Genomic DNA, 13,772 nt, shown 5'->3' with positions numbered 1-13,772 from the left:
GTAAATATTTAGCTAAGTTTGAGTTCAAATTTTAAAGTATATAATTGAGTTCAAAGTTATAATTTTAAACTTTGTCCCCAAGTTTTACGCTTGACCCGAGTTATTTTAGTAACTCATTATTTAAATAAAGTAATAATGGTTTGTATATGTATTAAGAAAGGATGTCTTTGTAATCTTCAAAAAAAGATTCTATAAGATTCATGTTTGTATTTAAGAAAACCATTGTTTCTTGCCAAGTGTTTCTGTTATGAATAGAAACATCGTTTTTTTGAATATAAATTTTAGAAATTTCTTTATCTCCATTTAAAATAAAGGAGTCATTAAAAATTGCTTCTGGTAAGTATTCTTCTTGTATTATGTTTTTTAATGAAATTAATTTTTCCCATAATTCTATACGCGTTTCTAAGTTGTTATGGTCTATTTCTATAGATACTTCTGCAATTTTTAAATTAAACTGAAATTTAAAAGTTAGTCCTTTAATTTTTGTATCATACAAAGTCCATTTCCTAGGAAAGGATTTTCCAAAGGATATCCAGAAATCTTGTTTTAAGCGTTTTGATTCTTCTTTGCTAAACATTTATAAGATATAGGCGATTAGTATTCCTAGTATAATGACAATTATTTTGCGTAAATTAAATTTATGCCCTTCCGAACTTTCAAAAAGAATAACGGTGGAAATATGTAAAAACACCCCTATTACTAAGGCGTTAATCATAGCGAAGTGTTCTGGAGAAAGCTCAAAATTAGCAGCTATAAAACTTCCTGTAGGAGTCATAAATGCAAAAAGTAAAATAAAGAAGATAGCATGGATTAGCTTTATTTTGGATTCTAATAAGAATATACTGAGTATTATAGCAATTGGTACTTTGTGTATTAAGATACCATAGAGCATCGTATGGTTATGTTCAATGGGAAAACCTTCTAATAAAGAATGTATAGAGAGGCTTATAAAAAGTAACCAAGGGAATTTAGAGGACTCTTTTTCTACATGTACATGGCCATGCTCTGCTCCTTTAGAAAAGAATTCTAAAAATATTTGTAATAATATGCCGAGCATTACAAATACACCAATTTTTTTAGAGTCGGCATGTTCGTAAACTTCAGGGAATAGCTCAAATAAAGTAAGGGCAAGTAAAAATGCCCCACTAAAAGCTAGTAGGAGTTTAAAATTCTCTTTTTTCTTTGGTTTGGTAAGATAGACAAACAAAAAACTTAGTAAAACCCCTAAGATGGGTAGTATATAGGTCATGAATTAGCTTTGCTTAATTTTATATAGTACTGAAAAATTTATAGGGTTTAAAATTAGTGTATTTTTGTGTGAATTTTTACAGATACTATGAACAATAATTTTAAAATGCTGGCAAAGACCTTATTTGGTTTTGAAGAGATATTAGCGAAAGAATTAAGAGATTTAGGAGCTTTAAATGTAGTAGAAGGGGTTCGTAGTGTTTCTTTTGAAGGAGATACCGGTTTTATGTACAAAGCTAACCTATGTTTACGAACTACTATAAAAATTATTAAACCCATACATTCTTTTTCCGTTAGGAATGAAAACGAATTGTACAGAAAGGTTTATGCTATGGATTGGGGGGAGTTTTTAACTGTAGATACTAGCTTTGCTATTGATACAACTGCAAAGTCTGATAATTTTACACATTCCTTATATGTATCGCAAAAGGTAAAAGATGCAATAGTAGATAAGTTTAGAGATACCGATGGGGAGAGGCCTAATGTAGATGTTAAATTCCCAGATATGCGTATCAATGTTCATATTCATGACGAGCATTGTAATATTTCTTTAGATAGTTCTGGAAGGTCTTTGCATCATAGAGGATATAGAACAGCAACCAATATAGCTCCTATTAATGAAGTTTTAGCAGCAGGACTTCTATTGTTAAGTGGATGGAAAGGGCAGTCAGATTTTTTAGACCCTATGTGTGGTAGTGGTACCATGTTGACAGAGGCGGCTATGATTGCTTGCAATATTCCTGCTAATATTAATAGAAAAGAATTTGCATTTGAGAAATGGGAAGATTTTGATGAAAAACTTTTTGAGACAATAGTGGATGTGTGTTTAAATAAAACACGTGATTTTAGCTATAAAATTGTTGGCTATGATAAAGCTCCATCTGCGGTTCGTAAGGCGCAAGATAATGTAGAGAATGCCAATCTTTCGGAGTATATAACTATAGAAAGAAAGAATTTCTTTGAAACCAAAAAATTCACAGAGAACCCATTGCACATGGTGTTTAATCCACCATACGGTGAGCGTTTAGATATTGATATGGAAGACTTTTATGCTTCGATAGGAGATACATTAAAACAAAAATACCCAGGTACTGAAGCTTGGTTTATTACATCGAATTTAGAAGCCTTAAAATTTGTTGGACTTAGACCATCTAGAAAGATAAAAGTATTTAATAGCCATTTAGAATCTAAACTGGTGAAGTACGTTATGTATTCTGGAAGTAAAAAAGCCAAATATCAAAATAAAGAAGAATAGAGAAATGAAATTAAAACATAAAGTACTTCTTTATAATTTTATTGGTTTTGCTGCTATATTTATACTAAGCAGACTATTGCTAGGTTATTTTGTTCCGCTACAAAGATTAATTTTAGCAGTAATATCCGCTGTAATTGCGAATATTTTTGCGCCAAAATTTGCACTAGAAACAATAGGGGCTAAAGAGAAGATGGTAATGAAGTGGGTTTTAAAAAAAGGAATAAAAGAATTATAAATTACTCTTCTATTTCTTCTTTTATTTTTTCTTTTTTAGCTTTTTTGTATAAAGGGATAAAGTAAGAGATAGAGTAATTATAACCTACTCCAAAGGAACTGTTGTCGGTAACCTTATTAAATCCAGGAATCCATAAGTTATTAAATCTAGAGGTGTCTGGGTCTTTGTCGTTAATAAGTAGGCCAATTCTAACACTGGCACCAAGATAGAGGTTAGAAAAAAGTTCTACTTTGGCACCTAAAACAGCTTCTAGCCAGTGTGCCGAAAGTCCACTAAATTCTTCGGGTGTATTGGAACCTACTGTAAAATCATCCGCATCCCAATACCTACTACTGTTATAGATACTGTAATTATTCACAGTTTGCGAAAAATTTGCATAGGCATATCTAGCGCCAATAAAAAGAGAATTGTGTTCTCCGTACCAGTTGGCATAAGTATTATAGTCTATTCCTAGTTTAATATAATTACCTTTTGTTGTAAAATTATATAAAGGAGAGGTTGTGGTGTTTTCATTATTAGGACCTAATTCTTCTTGTTTAGTGTTCGTTTCGTTCCCTAATTCTGCTGCTATGTATAATTTTTGAGTTAGGCGATAATCTCCCACAATTTCAAATCCATCGTAATCATCATTTGTAAAAGTTAGAATAGGTCTGCTAAGATCTATACCTACTCTTAATCCATAAGATTGTTTGTATACAACCGTGTCTTTGGGATTAGTGTCAATCGGCTTACTTTGGGCATACAAACCAATACTACTAATAGTAAAGAAAAGACTAATGATATATTTTAACATGCGTGGTATTTATATTTTCTAGATTTATATCCGTAGCAATAAATTCAATTCCTTTAATCCAATTATCAGAGTCTGTTGTAAGAGCTGCTGTAATACCATTATAATTGGCAATAAATCCACAGGCTCTGGAAACATATTCGTCAGAAAGCTCATAAGTAAAGGTCAGTGTGTCTATATTTCCAGTATCGGTATTATCTGTGTCAGATGTGTCTGCGGAGTTCTTAATAAGACTAAAAGAAGTGCTGGTTTCTGTTATTTTGAGAGGAATGGAAATGGTGTTTAAATCGGTTCTGTCTTTATCGATAGCAGTAATGTCCTTACCCAAACCAATTACTCTCAGTTTAGGAACTACTTTTAATGTAGTAGAGTCATTTGTATCGTAAAACTCTATTACTAAAAGTGGCGTATCTCCATCTACGCAAATATCATCTTTTTCACAGGCTAAAAATGATATTAGACCAACAAGTAGTACTCCTAAAACTCTTAACTTAACCATATATTTATATCTTTTCTAAAAGTACAACATTTTCCACATGGTGTGTTTGTGGGAACATATCTACAGGTTGTACCTTAGTAACTTTATAAAACTCTTTCATTAGTGCTAAATCTCTTGCTTGTGTTGCACTATTACAGCTTACATATACTATTTTTTTAGGTGCAATATTCAGTATTTGCTGTACTACATCTTTATGCATACCATCTCTTGGTGGGTCTGTAATAATAGTATCAGGTCGTCCATGTTCATTTATAAACGCTTCATTAAAAACATTTTTCATATCACCAACATAAAATTCGGTATTGGTTATATTATTGTTTTTAGCATTCTCTTTAGCATCTAAAATAGCTTCGGGTACAGATTCTATACCAATAACTTTTTTTGCATTTTTAGCAACAAACTGTGCAATAGTTCCAGTTCCAGTATATAAATCGTATACTAATTCTTCCCCTGTTAAGCCAGCAAAATCTCTAGTAATTTTATAAAGCTCATACGCTTGGTCAGAATTGGTTTGATAGAAAGACTTTGCGTTTATCTTAAATAGTAAACCTTCCATTTCTTCTATAATATGATCACGACCAGCAAAACAAACTATATCTTGATCATATATAGTGTCGTTTTGTTTGGCGTTAATTACATATTGCAAAGAAGTAATCTCAGGGAAAGTCTCTTTTAAATGGTTTAATAAAGCCTCTCTCTTTTCTGTATGGTCTTCGTAAAATTGAATTAGGATCATTATTTCACCCGTAGAAGTTGTTCTAAGCATTAAAGTGCGGAGCATTCCTACTTGGTTTCTAGGGTTAAAGAAAGACATTTCTGTTTGTTCTGCGAACTCTTTAGTAGCAATTCTTATAGCGTTAGATGGGTCTTCTTGTAAGTGGCATTTTTTTACATCTAGTATTTTATCCCACATACCAGGAATATGAAATCCTAATGCATTCTTGTTGTCGAAATCTTGCCCGGAATTAATTTCGTCTAACGTTAACCAGCGACTATCCGAAAAAGAAAACTCCATTTTATTTCTATAGAAATATTGTTTTTTAGAACCAAGAATAGAGGTAGTTTCCGGAAGTTCTAAATGTCCTATTCGTAAAAGATTATTTTCTACTTCTTTTTGTTTGTAAAATAGTTGGTGTTCATATCCCATGTTTTGCCATCTACAACCACCGCAAACGCCAAAATGCTCGCAAACAGGATCTGTTCGCTTATCGGATAGTTTATGGAAATTTATAGCAGTACCTTCAAAATACGCTTTTCTTTTTTTTGTAGTCTGTATATCTACAACATCTCCAGGAACAGCATTGGTCGTAAAAACAACGCGTCCATCGGGGGCTTTTCCAATAGTTTTCCCTTTTGCACCAGCATCAATAATTTCTATATTCTCAAGAACGACTCTCTTATTCTTTTTTCGCATAGCGCAAAAATAAGAATAGCACTTCATTTATAATAGTATCTTTAAGAAGGATCTGATTAAATTAAGTTAAATAAAAGTAAACTTTTTTATTTTATAGAATCTTATATGTTTAGAAATAGGCTATAATGATATTAAATAAGGTGTTCGGAAGGGTATTGGTTATCCAATATAAGTCAGGAAATAAAAAGGTTTAAGGACTATTGGTAAAGCGGAATCAAAAAGAATAAGAAAGAAACATAACGTTACTTTGATATTTAAAATGTAAGAATAATAAAAAGTAGTATGTATTTAATTAAATGCCTAAAAGGGCAGAGTATAAGATTTAAACATTATTTTAAATGTAAAGGTCACTTTATTTACATTACCATTATGAAAAAATATTTTGTATTTTGCCTTTTCTTAGGGATGATTTCTTTCCCACGCTGAATTTTCGAGTTCTTCGAAAGGATAAAGGTAGATAAGGAATGGTTATTTTATCAATTTAAATTTCATTAAAATGGCTGTTTTAGACCAATTAACATCGCAACAAGCGATAGATTTAGAAAACAAGTACGGAGCACACAATTACCACCCATTACCAGTAGTATTGAGTAAAGGAAAAGGTGTATATGTGTGGGATGTAGAAGGAAAAAAGTATTATGATTTTTTATCTGCTTATTCGGCAGTAAACCAAGGCCATTGCCATCCAAAAATAGTGGAAGCAATGACAAAACAAGCACAAACCTTGACATTAACTTCTAGAGCATTCTATAATGATGTGCTTGGTTCGTTTGAGAAAAAGGTAACCGATGTTTTTGGATTTGATAAATTTCTTCCAATGAACACGGGTGCAGAAGCTGTAGAGACTGCATTAAAGGTTTGTAGAAAATGGGCTTATGAAGTAAAGGGAATTCCAGAGAATGAAGCACAAATAATAGTTTGTGAAAATAATTTTCATGGAAGAACAACTACGATAATTTCTTTTTCTAATGATTCTGTGGCTCGAGCTAATTTTGGACCATATACTAGTGGTTTCTTAAAGATTGAGTATAATAATTTACAAGCTTTAGAAGAGACTTTGGAGAGTACAAAGAATATTGCAGGCTTCTTGGTAGAACCTATACAGGGAGAAGCTGGAGTATATGTTCCTTCCGAAAATTATTTAGCAAAGGCAAAAGAGTTATGCGAGAAGCATAATGTATTGTTTATAGCAGATGAAGTACAAACGGGTATTGCTAGAACAGGAAAAATGTTAGCAGTGGATCATGAAAATGTAAAACCAGATATTTTAGTGCTTGGTAAAGCTTTATCAGGAGGAGCTTATCCTGTTTCTGGTATTTTAGCAAATGATGCTATTATGGGTGTAATACGCCCTGGTAATCATGGAAGTACTTATGGAGGAAACCCAATAGCTGCAGCGGTGGGTATTGCAGCTCTAGAAGTAGTTGAAGAAGAAAATCTTGCCGAAAATGCAGAAGAGCTAGGAAAGTTATTTAGAGAAAAATTAAACGAATTTATTCCTACAAGTACGCTTGTGAATGCTGTTCGTGGTAAGGGGCTTTTAAATGCTATTCTTATTAACGATACCGAAGAAAGTTCTACGGCTTGGGATATTTGTATGGCTATGAAAGAAAACGGATTGTTGGCTAAACCAACACATGGTAATATTATTCGTTTTGCTCCACCATTAGTGATGACGAAAGAAGAATTGTTAGATTGTATATCTATTATAACAAGTACATTGAAGCAATTCGAGAAGTAATATTTAAAAAAGAGAAGTAAATAAAAAATCCCCGAAATACTATTTCGGGGATTTTTTTATATATCATTTATAGCTTCCCAGTCTCCAGAGGCAATAACGGATGCAATTATTCCAAAATAGACTATAACTATAATTAAGGCGATAATAGCAAAACCTAAACCAACATAAGATAATATTTTTCCAGTTTTAGCATTTTCGTAACCCGTATATCCGCCTGGGTTTTCGTTGTATAGGCGTTCCGCTTTATTTGCATTTACAATGCCGATAATGCTAAAAATGGCCCACAGCAACATAAAGAGGTAACTAAAGATATTATACCCATAGTTAAAGCAGTACTTGCTCCTGGTAGTTGTGTTTGGTTCATTTTTTTATTGATTATTTATGTATTCTTCTAATCTTTCTTTCATAAGTTCCTCATCTTGTAAAGCATCTACACCTATCACAGAAAATATAAGCCATACCATAAAAAGTAAAAAAAGAACATTTAAAACGATTCCGATAATCGCTAATATTTTCCCGGTTTTTAGGGAACCAAAATCACTATATAATTCTGGTTCAGTATTATATGCTTTAGTAGCTTTGCTAGCTAAGATTAAAGCGACAATAGAAAGTAATAAGCCTAAAACTCCATAACACCAGCATAGTAATATGGAGGCTATACTTAATCCAATTATAGCTCCTGTATTGGGTAATTTTTGTTGTTCCATAATAGTAAGTCAGTTATATAAATTTTAAAATATAGTTAGTTAAAATAAAGACGACAGTAGTGATTGTCAAAGTTAATATAATTTTATTGTCATATTTAATTTGTATAAAATTGCGAATAAAAAGAAAACTTAATAAGGTTATAAGGCTATATATGGGGGGAAACATTTTAAATGAAGCAATAAATTCACCATGAATTAAGAAAGAAAAAGAGCGCTGAAAGCCACAACCAGGGCAATCTATTCCAATAAATTTCTTTGTAATACAAGGTAGCATAAACTCATCTAAGCTAAATAAAAGGAAGGCTATAATTAATTTCATGCGTTAAATAAATAAAGATGCTGAAAATTACTATTATTTTTGGGCTTTTAAAATAAAATAATGAGTGATTTTAAAGTAGGGGATATAGTGGAGACTATAGATGATGTTATTTCTGGAACTATACTAAGTATAGATGGGGCTAAAATTACTATAGAAGATACCAATGGTTTTGTTATTTCATTTTTAGATTCGGAGATAATGAAAGTAGGTGGAGAAATAAGGGTGACCAACTATGAAGTTGCGCAAATAAAATCTGAAAAAGAAATTCCGAAGAGAAGAAAAAATACGGTTTTAAAATCTAAGGAAAGAAGCGCACCTAAAATGGAGGTGGATTTGCATGTGCATAAGTTAACTAGAAACTCTGGTAATATGAGTAGTTATGAAAAACTAAACCTGCAATTAGAAACAGCAAAAAGGCAGCTAGAGTTTGCGATGCGAAAAAGGATACAGAAAGTAGTATTCATTCATGGAGTAGGCGAGGGTATCTTAAAAGAAGAACTAGGATATCTTTTTAGACGGTATGAAAACCTAAAATATTACGAGGCCGATTACCAAAAATATGGAATGGGAGCTACGGAGGTTTATTTTTTTCAGAACAACTAATTTGTAGTTGTTATTTTTCCGTAGCTAGATATAGTTAAATCTGTTATTCTTTTGTTAGAAGAGGTTTCAAAAGTAACGCCATTCAATGTAATTTCGTGAGTAAAGGTAATATTGTCTGCTGTGGATGTAGAAATATGTACAGTGCCAGTTTTTGCTACTATCTCTTCTGTAACAGTAGGTGTAGTTATAGGAATGCTAGAACAAAAGTAATCTGTAGACACTTTTTCTGAAAAAGTTCTGTAGGTTAGTGTAGACGGACCACTAGAGCTAATTGTGCTTTTAGTACTATCCGTGCTAGATTCATTTACAAGTAAGTTTACTGGTAATTCTAAAATTAAAGCTTCCGTATCGTTAATTTTAAACAATACATTTTCTTTGTCAATTTTTATAGTATCACAAGCGTTTATGGTAGTAATACTATCAAAATCTATAGTTTCTATTTGTAAATCACCATCATCGCAAGAAAAAAAGGCAAGTAATGTTAAAGGGAATAAAAGCTTTTTCATACATCAAATTTAATTTAAAAAAAGGAGAACTTACAAAGAAGGGTGTTCGATTTAAGTCTAAATTAACGATTTATTATTATGGACTAGAATATTAATAGTTTGTTATAATTAGATTATTTTTGTGTCCCTTTTGTTATGAAAGCAAAGGTCTTTTAATCTTATTTTGAATGGAAAAAGTATACTTAGATAATGCCGCAACTACCCAGGTAAGAGAATGTGTTATAACAAAAATGCAAGATGCCTTGTGTAACTTTTATGGAAACCCTTCTTCCACACACAGTTTTGGTCGTTCGGCTAAGACAGGGGTAGAGAGTGCTAGAAAAACCATAGCTAAGTATTTAAATGCTCAACCATCGGAAATTATTTTTACCTCTGGAGGAACCGAGGCGGATAATATGATTTTAAGGTGCGTTGTTAGAGATATGGAGGTTAAAACCATAATTACCTCTAGAATAGAACACCATGCCGTATTACATACCGCAGAGGAATTAGAAAAAGAATATGGTGTTGTTGTAAAGTATGTGGATTTAGATGTTAGTGGAACACCCGATTTTACGCATTTAAAAGGACTTTTGACTGAGGATGATTCTAAGACTTTAGTTAGTTTAATGCATATTAATAATGAAATTGGGAATAAAATAGATTTAGATGCTTTAAGTGTATTGTGTAAAGAATACAACGCATTACTTCATTCCGATACCGTTCAATCTGTTGGTCATTATACTTGGGATGTTAAAAAGACTCCTGTAGATTTTTTAACCGCAGCTGCGCATAAATTTCATGGGCCAAAAGGAATAGGGTTTGCCTATATAAAAAAGAACTCTAAAATAAAGCCATTGATATCTGGTGGGTCGCAAGAAAGAGGTTTTAGAGCTGGGACAGAATCTTTTCATAACATAGTAGGTTTAGAAGAAGCTTTTGTGCAAGCATATGATAATCTGGAAGAGGAAACAAAGTATGTAAAAGGGCTTAAGAAGCACTTTATAGAAACAATTGAGAGAGAAATTCCAGGAGTTACGTTTAACGGACATTCCGGGGATATGGAAAAAAGTACCTACACCTTAGTTAATGTATGTTTACCTGTAGATGAACAAAAGGCCCTAATGCTATTGTTTCATTTAGATATTAAAGGGATAGCTTGCTCTAAAGGAAGTGCTTGTCAGTCGGGTAGCGATTTGGGTTCTCATGTATTAACACAAGTACTTTCCCAAGAAGATCTTAAAAAACCTTCTTTACGGTTTTCATTTTCAAGGTATAATACAAAAGAAGAAATAGAGTATGCTATTTCTATATTGAAAAAGTTTGTGGAAAAATAATTAGTCGAGGTTAAGAGCGTTTTTCTCTTTTCCTCTCTTTTTCATATGGAAATTTTCGAATAGCTAATTTCATCATACGATCAATTAAAACTGTTGTGTTTTTTCCAGATTTTTTATTGATTCTTTTTTCGTATTTCCACAAGAGTTTTCCAGTGGTTCCGTCGCTAATTTTCATGCCAATTCTGCCAAAATTAGCATCTCCTAAGAAATAGTCTACAATACTAAAGCCAGAAGGTATTCCTTTAGATAAAAGAATGGTGAGATCTAGGTTTCCGCTAATTATACCGTCGACATTAAGTATTTTACTTAGCTCCGTTATAGTGTAAATGTCTATGTTTAGATATGTAATATTATGCTTTGCTAAAATTGCCTTGGTATCTTGTATATTTTGGAAGGCTACAGAGAATTTTTTTTTCTTTTTTCTATTAGAAAAATAGGTTTCTAATGCGTTTTGTACAGCATAGCCCTCTTTCTCTTCGAGTTGTTTTAGCTCTTCTTTGGTAATTTTATCTTTTAAGTTAAGATTAGTTAAAAAGGGTAATATGGCAAGGGTTTTGTGAGACTTACTTAGCTCATTAAATTTTGCACTTTCATAAATATTTTTTTGAGCATGTAAGGAAATAGATGCTAATAAAAAAAGAGAAATTATTGTCTTGTACATTGCTTAGTTTATAAGCGCATACTTAATTTAATATTTAGTACACGGCTGGTCATAAAATTTGGAATTGCATATTGTTGTTTACTTTCAACATCTCTTACCCATGTATTGGTAATGGAGTTTTGATTATTGAAAAGATTAAAAATTTCAATCCCAACACTAAGTTCCTTAAAATTATGTAACCAATTACTTTTGGGGAACTTTTTATTGTCATCTACAAAAATATGGGAAATTCCTAAATCTGCACGTTTATAATCTCTTAATCTTTTTTGAAAAATATATGGATCTGCATAACTCGGCGAACCTCCAGGAATTCCAGTATTATAGACTAAATTTAAGTACATTTTTAAATCGGGAAAATTAGGTACATAATCTTGGAAAAGAACGGCTACTTTTAATCGTTGGTCTGTAGGTCTAGATATGTATCCTTTACGATCTATATTTTCTTCTGTTTTTAAATAACCTAAAGAAACCCAAGATTCTGTTCCGGGAACAAAAGCTCCATTTAAACGTAGTTCCGCGCCATATGCGTATGCTTTTGCATTGTTTGTTGCTGCATAACGAATGCGTACATCTTCTACGGTATATGGGTTTATATTGGATAGTTTTTTATAATAAATTTCACTAATCATAGTAAAAGGTCTATCCCATAATGCAAAGCTATATTCGTTTCCAGCTACTAAATGAAAAGCTTTTTGCGCCTTTACATTAGGGTTTATAATACCTTGACTATTTCTTAGTTCTCTATAAAATGGAGGTTGGTGGTATATTCCAGTTGCGATTCTAAAAAGCATGTCTTTTTTCCAATTAGGTTTTATTCCTAGTTGTGCTCTTGGGCTAAATGTAGCCTGCGATACCTTTTGTACTCCAGTTCCGCTTATTGTCCAGTATTGGCTTCTTATTCCAGCATTGTAATAGATGTTATGGGTATTCCATGAGGTGTTTTTACTGTATTGTAAATAGCCAGAGAACCTATTAGTTTTTACAAAATTGGTGGCGTAAATACCTTCAAATGCTTCAATAAGGGCATTGAATGGCTCATTAGGCTGGTTATTAATAAATTGAGATTGTGGAGGTCTAATAGTAAAGCCTGTAGAATCTATAAATTGGGATTCTCGTAGTTGATCTCTTATATCTTCATGACTATATTTTATTCCCCATTCCAACATATTTTTCCCTTTGGAGTATACTCCTTTATGTTCCAGATTAAATATTAGGGCATCTAGATCATTTCTGGATCTATTAAATTGGGAACCTATTCCTGTGGAAATATCCGTATTATTTGTGTTTTCATTAAGGTCGGACTCTGGTGGCCCTAATCTATAGGCGGCAATTACATCGGAATATTCTTCTTCTGTGGTATGATAAATAGAAGTTATGGCTTTTAGAGTAATATAATCCGATGCAAAATAACTGGCTTTTAAGGCTCCTAAGGCTGTATTGAACCTATTGTTTTCTTTCCCTTGGTAATATACTTGTAAAGTCTGTGGGTTATCTAATGTGCCAAAATTAGTTTCTCTTGTTAACGGTTCATTCTGATAGTCATTGATGGATATATTTCCTAGAAAATTAAATAGTAGTGTGTTTGAAGCTTGATATGTGGAGTGTGTTTGAATATCGGCAAAGGTTGGGTTAAAATTGGTATTTGTGTTTTTGCTGTTAACTAGTAAGCTATTGTTTCTATAGCGAGCTCCTATTAAGTTGGAGAACTTTTTATTTTTGCTAATGGTTTCTATAGAAGCGCTAGCTCCTAAAAAACTCAAGTCTATTTGAGAACCAAATTCTACAGGCTTTTTATATGTAATGTTTAGAGCAGAAGAAAGTTTGTCTCCGTATTTTGCTTGGAATCCTCCTGCTGAGAATTTAACATTCTGTACTAAACTACTATTAATAATACTGAGACCTTCTTGTTGGCCAGAGCGTATTAAAAAGGGTTTGTAAATCTCAATTTCATTAATGTATATGAGGTTTTCATCATAATTACCTCCTCTTACAGCGTATTGGGTACTTAGTTCGTTGTTAGAGTTTACTCCAGGAAGTAATTTTAAAATGTTTTCTACCCCTGCATTTGCTCCTGGTATTTTTTTAATTTGTTCTATAGAAAGGTTTGTAATACCTGGAATCTTTTTTTTTCCAGTTGCGGTAACCGTCACTTCATCTACTTGTACATTATTTGTTTTTAGAATAGGATAAAACTCAAAAGTTTCATTTGTAGTAAGAATTAGTTTTTGTAAAATTACATCGGCATGGCCTAAATGAGAAAATGTAATATTTGTTTTTTGGTCCGATGTTATTTGTAGGCTATAATAACCGTTAGTGTCCGTAGAAGTTCCATTATTTAGGGAGCTTATATTAACGTCTGCTAATGGTTTTTTTTGTTCATTTAAAACTACCCCGGTAATAGTTGCTGTTTGCCCCAAACCTTCAAAGAAGGAGCACAATACAAGAATTAGTACAAGGGTCTTAAATAATTTCAAGCGA

The 13,772-nt window shown here is 32.3% G+C and carries 16 protein-coding genes; 5 read left to right on the top strand and 11 right to left on the bottom strand.

Annotated elements, in window-relative coordinates; translation table 11 throughout:
- Window positions 1–151: 151 nt before the first annotated feature.
- Both QZZ51_RS08300 and QZZ51_RS08295 read right to left on the bottom strand, forming a co-directional pair.
- Window positions 152–577: a DUF4268 domain-containing protein gene (locus tag QZZ51_RS08300; protein ID WP_291868506.1), complete on the bottom strand. Its 426-nt coding sequence runs from the start codon at window positions 575–577 to the stop codon at window positions 152–154.
- The gene (locus QZZ51_RS08295; RefSeq protein ID WP_291868503.1) at window positions 578–1,249 is read right to left on the bottom strand and encodes a ZIP family metal transporter; all 672 of its coding nucleotides are present in this window, start codon (window positions 1,247–1,249) and stop codon (window positions 578–580) included.
- Window positions 1,250–1,336: 87 nt separating this feature from the next.
- Here QZZ51_RS08295 and QZZ51_RS08290 point away from each other — a divergent pair, with 87 nt between their 5' ends.
- Window positions 1,337–2,503 carry a THUMP domain-containing protein gene (locus QZZ51_RS08290; RefSeq protein ID WP_291868498.1) on the top strand — a complete coding sequence of 389 codons (1,167 nt, stop codon included), beginning with the start codon at window positions 1,337–1,339 and terminating at the stop codon, window positions 2,501–2,503.
- A 4-nt stretch (window positions 2,504–2,507) separates the two neighbouring features.
- The gene (locus QZZ51_RS08285) at window positions 2,508–2,738 is read left to right on the top strand and encodes a hypothetical protein (RefSeq protein WP_291868495.1); all 231 of its coding nucleotides are present in this window, start codon (window positions 2,508–2,510) and stop codon (window positions 2,736–2,738) included.
- Window position 2,739: 1 nt separating this feature from the next.
- Here QZZ51_RS08285 and QZZ51_RS08280 read toward each other — a convergent pair whose 3' ends face one another.
- Genes QZZ51_RS08280 through rlmD form a run of 3 tightly spaced genes read right to left on the bottom strand, consistent with a single transcriptional unit; the run spans window position 2,740 to window position 5,441 of the window.
- Window positions 2,740–3,531 carry a DUF6048 family protein gene (locus QZZ51_RS08280; protein ID WP_291868493.1) on the bottom strand — a complete coding sequence of 264 codons (792 nt, stop codon included), beginning with the start codon at window positions 3,529–3,531 and terminating at the stop codon, window positions 2,740–2,742.
- Window positions 3,512–4,027, bottom strand: a complete 516-nt coding sequence (locus QZZ51_RS08275) for a DUF6452 family protein (RefSeq protein WP_291868490.1) — start codon at window positions 4,025–4,027, stop codon at window positions 3,512–3,514. Before QZZ51_RS08275 ends, QZZ51_RS08280 begins: the two co-directional genes overlap by 20 nt.
- A gap of 4 nt (window positions 4,028–4,031) precedes the next feature.
- Entirely contained in the window at window positions 4,032–5,441 is a 1,410-nt protein-coding gene (gene rlmD / locus QZZ51_RS08270; protein WP_291868487.1) for a 23S rRNA (uracil(1939)-C(5))-methyltransferase RlmD, read from the bottom strand.
- Between the two features lie 496 nt (window positions 5,442–5,937).
- Here rlmD and rocD point away from each other — a divergent pair, with 496 nt between their 5' ends.
- Window positions 5,938–7,182, top strand: a complete 1,245-nt coding sequence (rocD, locus tag QZZ51_RS08265; protein WP_291868484.1) for an ornithine--oxo-acid transaminase — start codon at window positions 5,938–5,940, stop codon at window positions 7,180–7,182.
- Between the two features lie 56 nt (window positions 7,183–7,238).
- On the opposite strand, the gene QZZ51_RS08260 is transcribed toward rocD, so the two are convergent.
- From QZZ51_RS08260 to QZZ51_RS08250, 3 genes are all read right to left on the bottom strand, one after another.
- The gene (locus tag QZZ51_RS08260) at window positions 7,239–7,475 is read right to left on the bottom strand and encodes a hypothetical protein (RefSeq protein ID WP_291868482.1); all 237 of its coding nucleotides are present in this window, start codon (window positions 7,473–7,475) and stop codon (window positions 7,239–7,241) included.
- A gap of 75 nt (window positions 7,476–7,550) precedes the next feature.
- Window positions 7,551–7,889: a CCC motif membrane protein gene (locus QZZ51_RS08255; protein ID WP_291868479.1), complete on the bottom strand. Its 339-nt coding sequence runs from the start codon at window positions 7,887–7,889 to the stop codon at window positions 7,551–7,553.
- Window positions 7,890–7,902: 13 nt separating this feature from the next.
- Window positions 7,903–8,163, bottom strand: a complete 261-nt coding sequence (locus QZZ51_RS08250) for a DUF2752 domain-containing protein (RefSeq protein ID WP_291868511.1) — start codon at window positions 8,161–8,163, stop codon at window positions 7,903–7,905.
- Between the two features lie 105 nt (window positions 8,164–8,268).
- On the opposite strand from QZZ51_RS08250, the gene QZZ51_RS08245 reads away from it, so the two are divergent.
- Window positions 8,269–8,811, top strand: a complete 543-nt coding sequence (locus QZZ51_RS08245) for a Smr/MutS family protein (protein ID WP_291868475.1) — start codon at window positions 8,269–8,271, stop codon at window positions 8,809–8,811.
- On the opposite strand, the gene QZZ51_RS08240 is transcribed toward QZZ51_RS08245, so the two are convergent.
- Window positions 8,808–9,317 (bottom strand): hypothetical protein, encoded by a 510-nt coding sequence (locus tag QZZ51_RS08240; RefSeq protein ID WP_291868473.1) that lies wholly within the window; start codon window positions 9,315–9,317, stop codon window positions 8,808–8,810. The genes QZZ51_RS08245 and QZZ51_RS08240 overlap by 4 nt on opposite strands.
- Window positions 9,318–9,484: 167 nt before the next feature.
- Here QZZ51_RS08240 and QZZ51_RS08235 point away from each other — a divergent pair, with 167 nt between their 5' ends.
- The gene (locus QZZ51_RS08235) at window positions 9,485–10,633 is read left to right on the top strand and encodes a cysteine desulfurase family protein (protein ID WP_291868471.1); all 1,149 of its coding nucleotides are present in this window, start codon (window positions 9,485–9,487) and stop codon (window positions 10,631–10,633) included.
- A 10-nt stretch (window positions 10,634–10,643) separates the two neighbouring features.
- Here the strand turns inward: QZZ51_RS08235 and QZZ51_RS08230 are convergent, their stop codons facing one another.
- The gene (locus tag QZZ51_RS08230; RefSeq protein WP_291868469.1) at window positions 10,644–11,294 is read right to left on the bottom strand and encodes a hypothetical protein; all 651 of its coding nucleotides are present in this window, start codon (window positions 11,292–11,294) and stop codon (window positions 10,644–10,646) included.
- 8 nt (window positions 11,295–11,302) lie between these two features.
- Window positions 11,303–13,768: a TonB-dependent receptor gene (locus QZZ51_RS08225; protein ID WP_291868466.1), complete on the bottom strand. Its 2,466-nt coding sequence runs from the start codon at window positions 13,766–13,768 to the stop codon at window positions 11,303–11,305.
- Window positions 13,769–13,772 lie beyond the last annotated feature (4 nt).

Origin of the sequence: Maribacter sp. (genome assembly GCF_016744255.1) — a bacterium.
Classification (GTDB): Bacteria; Bacteroidota; Bacteroidia; order Flavobacteriales; family Flavobacteriaceae; genus Maribacter_B.
Note: the sequence above shows the minus strand (reverse complement) of the source record. Positions and strands in the feature narration are given on the sequence as shown.

Bases quoted from the DNA above. Each gene is read 5' to 3' on its own strand.
- QZZ51_RS08300 (WP_291868506.1), bottom strand. From the start codon at position 577: ATGTTTAGCAAAGAAGAATCAAAACGCTTAAAACAAGATTTCTGGATA.
- QZZ51_RS08230 (WP_291868469.1), bottom strand. From the start codon at position 11,294: ATGTACAAGACAATAATTTCTCTTTTTTTATTAGCATCTATTTCCTTA.
- QZZ51_RS08290 (WP_291868498.1), top strand. From the start codon at position 1,337: ATGAACAATAATTTTAAAATGCTGGCAAAGACCTTATTTGGTTTTGAA.
- QZZ51_RS08260 (WP_291868482.1), bottom strand. From the start codon at position 7,475: ATGTTGCTGTGGGCCATTTTTAGCATTATCGGCATTGTAAATGCAAAT.
- QZZ51_RS08295 (WP_291868503.1), bottom strand. From the start codon at position 1,249: ATGACCTATATACTACCCATCTTAGGGGTTTTACTAAGTTTTTTGTTT.
- QZZ51_RS08235 (WP_291868471.1), top strand. From the start codon at position 9,485: ATGGAAAAAGTATACTTAGATAATGCCGCAACTACCCAGGTAAGAGAA.
- rlmD (WP_291868487.1), bottom strand. From the start codon at position 5,441: ATGCGAAAAAAGAATAAGAGAGTCGTTCTTGAGAATATAGAAATTATT.
- QZZ51_RS08280 (WP_291868493.1), bottom strand. From the start codon at position 3,531: ATGTTAAAATATATCATTAGTCTTTTCTTTACTATTAGTAGTATTGGT.
- QZZ51_RS08285 (WP_291868495.1), top strand. From the start codon at position 2,508: ATGAAATTAAAACATAAAGTACTTCTTTATAATTTTATTGGTTTTGCT.
- QZZ51_RS08250 (WP_291868511.1), bottom strand. From the start codon at position 8,163: ATGCTACCTTGTATTACAAAGAAATTTATTGGAATAGATTGCCCTGGT.
- QZZ51_RS08255 (WP_291868479.1), bottom strand. From the start codon at position 7,889: ATGGAACAACAAAAATTACCCAATACAGGAGCTATAATTGGATTAAGT.
- rocD (WP_291868484.1), top strand. From the start codon at position 5,938: ATGGCTGTTTTAGACCAATTAACATCGCAACAAGCGATAGATTTAGAA.
- QZZ51_RS08245 (WP_291868475.1), top strand. From the start codon at position 8,269: ATGAGTGATTTTAAAGTAGGGGATATAGTGGAGACTATAGATGATGTT.
- QZZ51_RS08240 (WP_291868473.1), bottom strand. From the start codon at position 9,317: ATGAAAAAGCTTTTATTCCCTTTAACATTACTTGCCTTTTTTTCTTGC.
- QZZ51_RS08275 (WP_291868490.1), bottom strand. From the start codon at position 4,027: ATGGTTAAGTTAAGAGTTTTAGGAGTACTACTTGTTGGTCTAATATCA.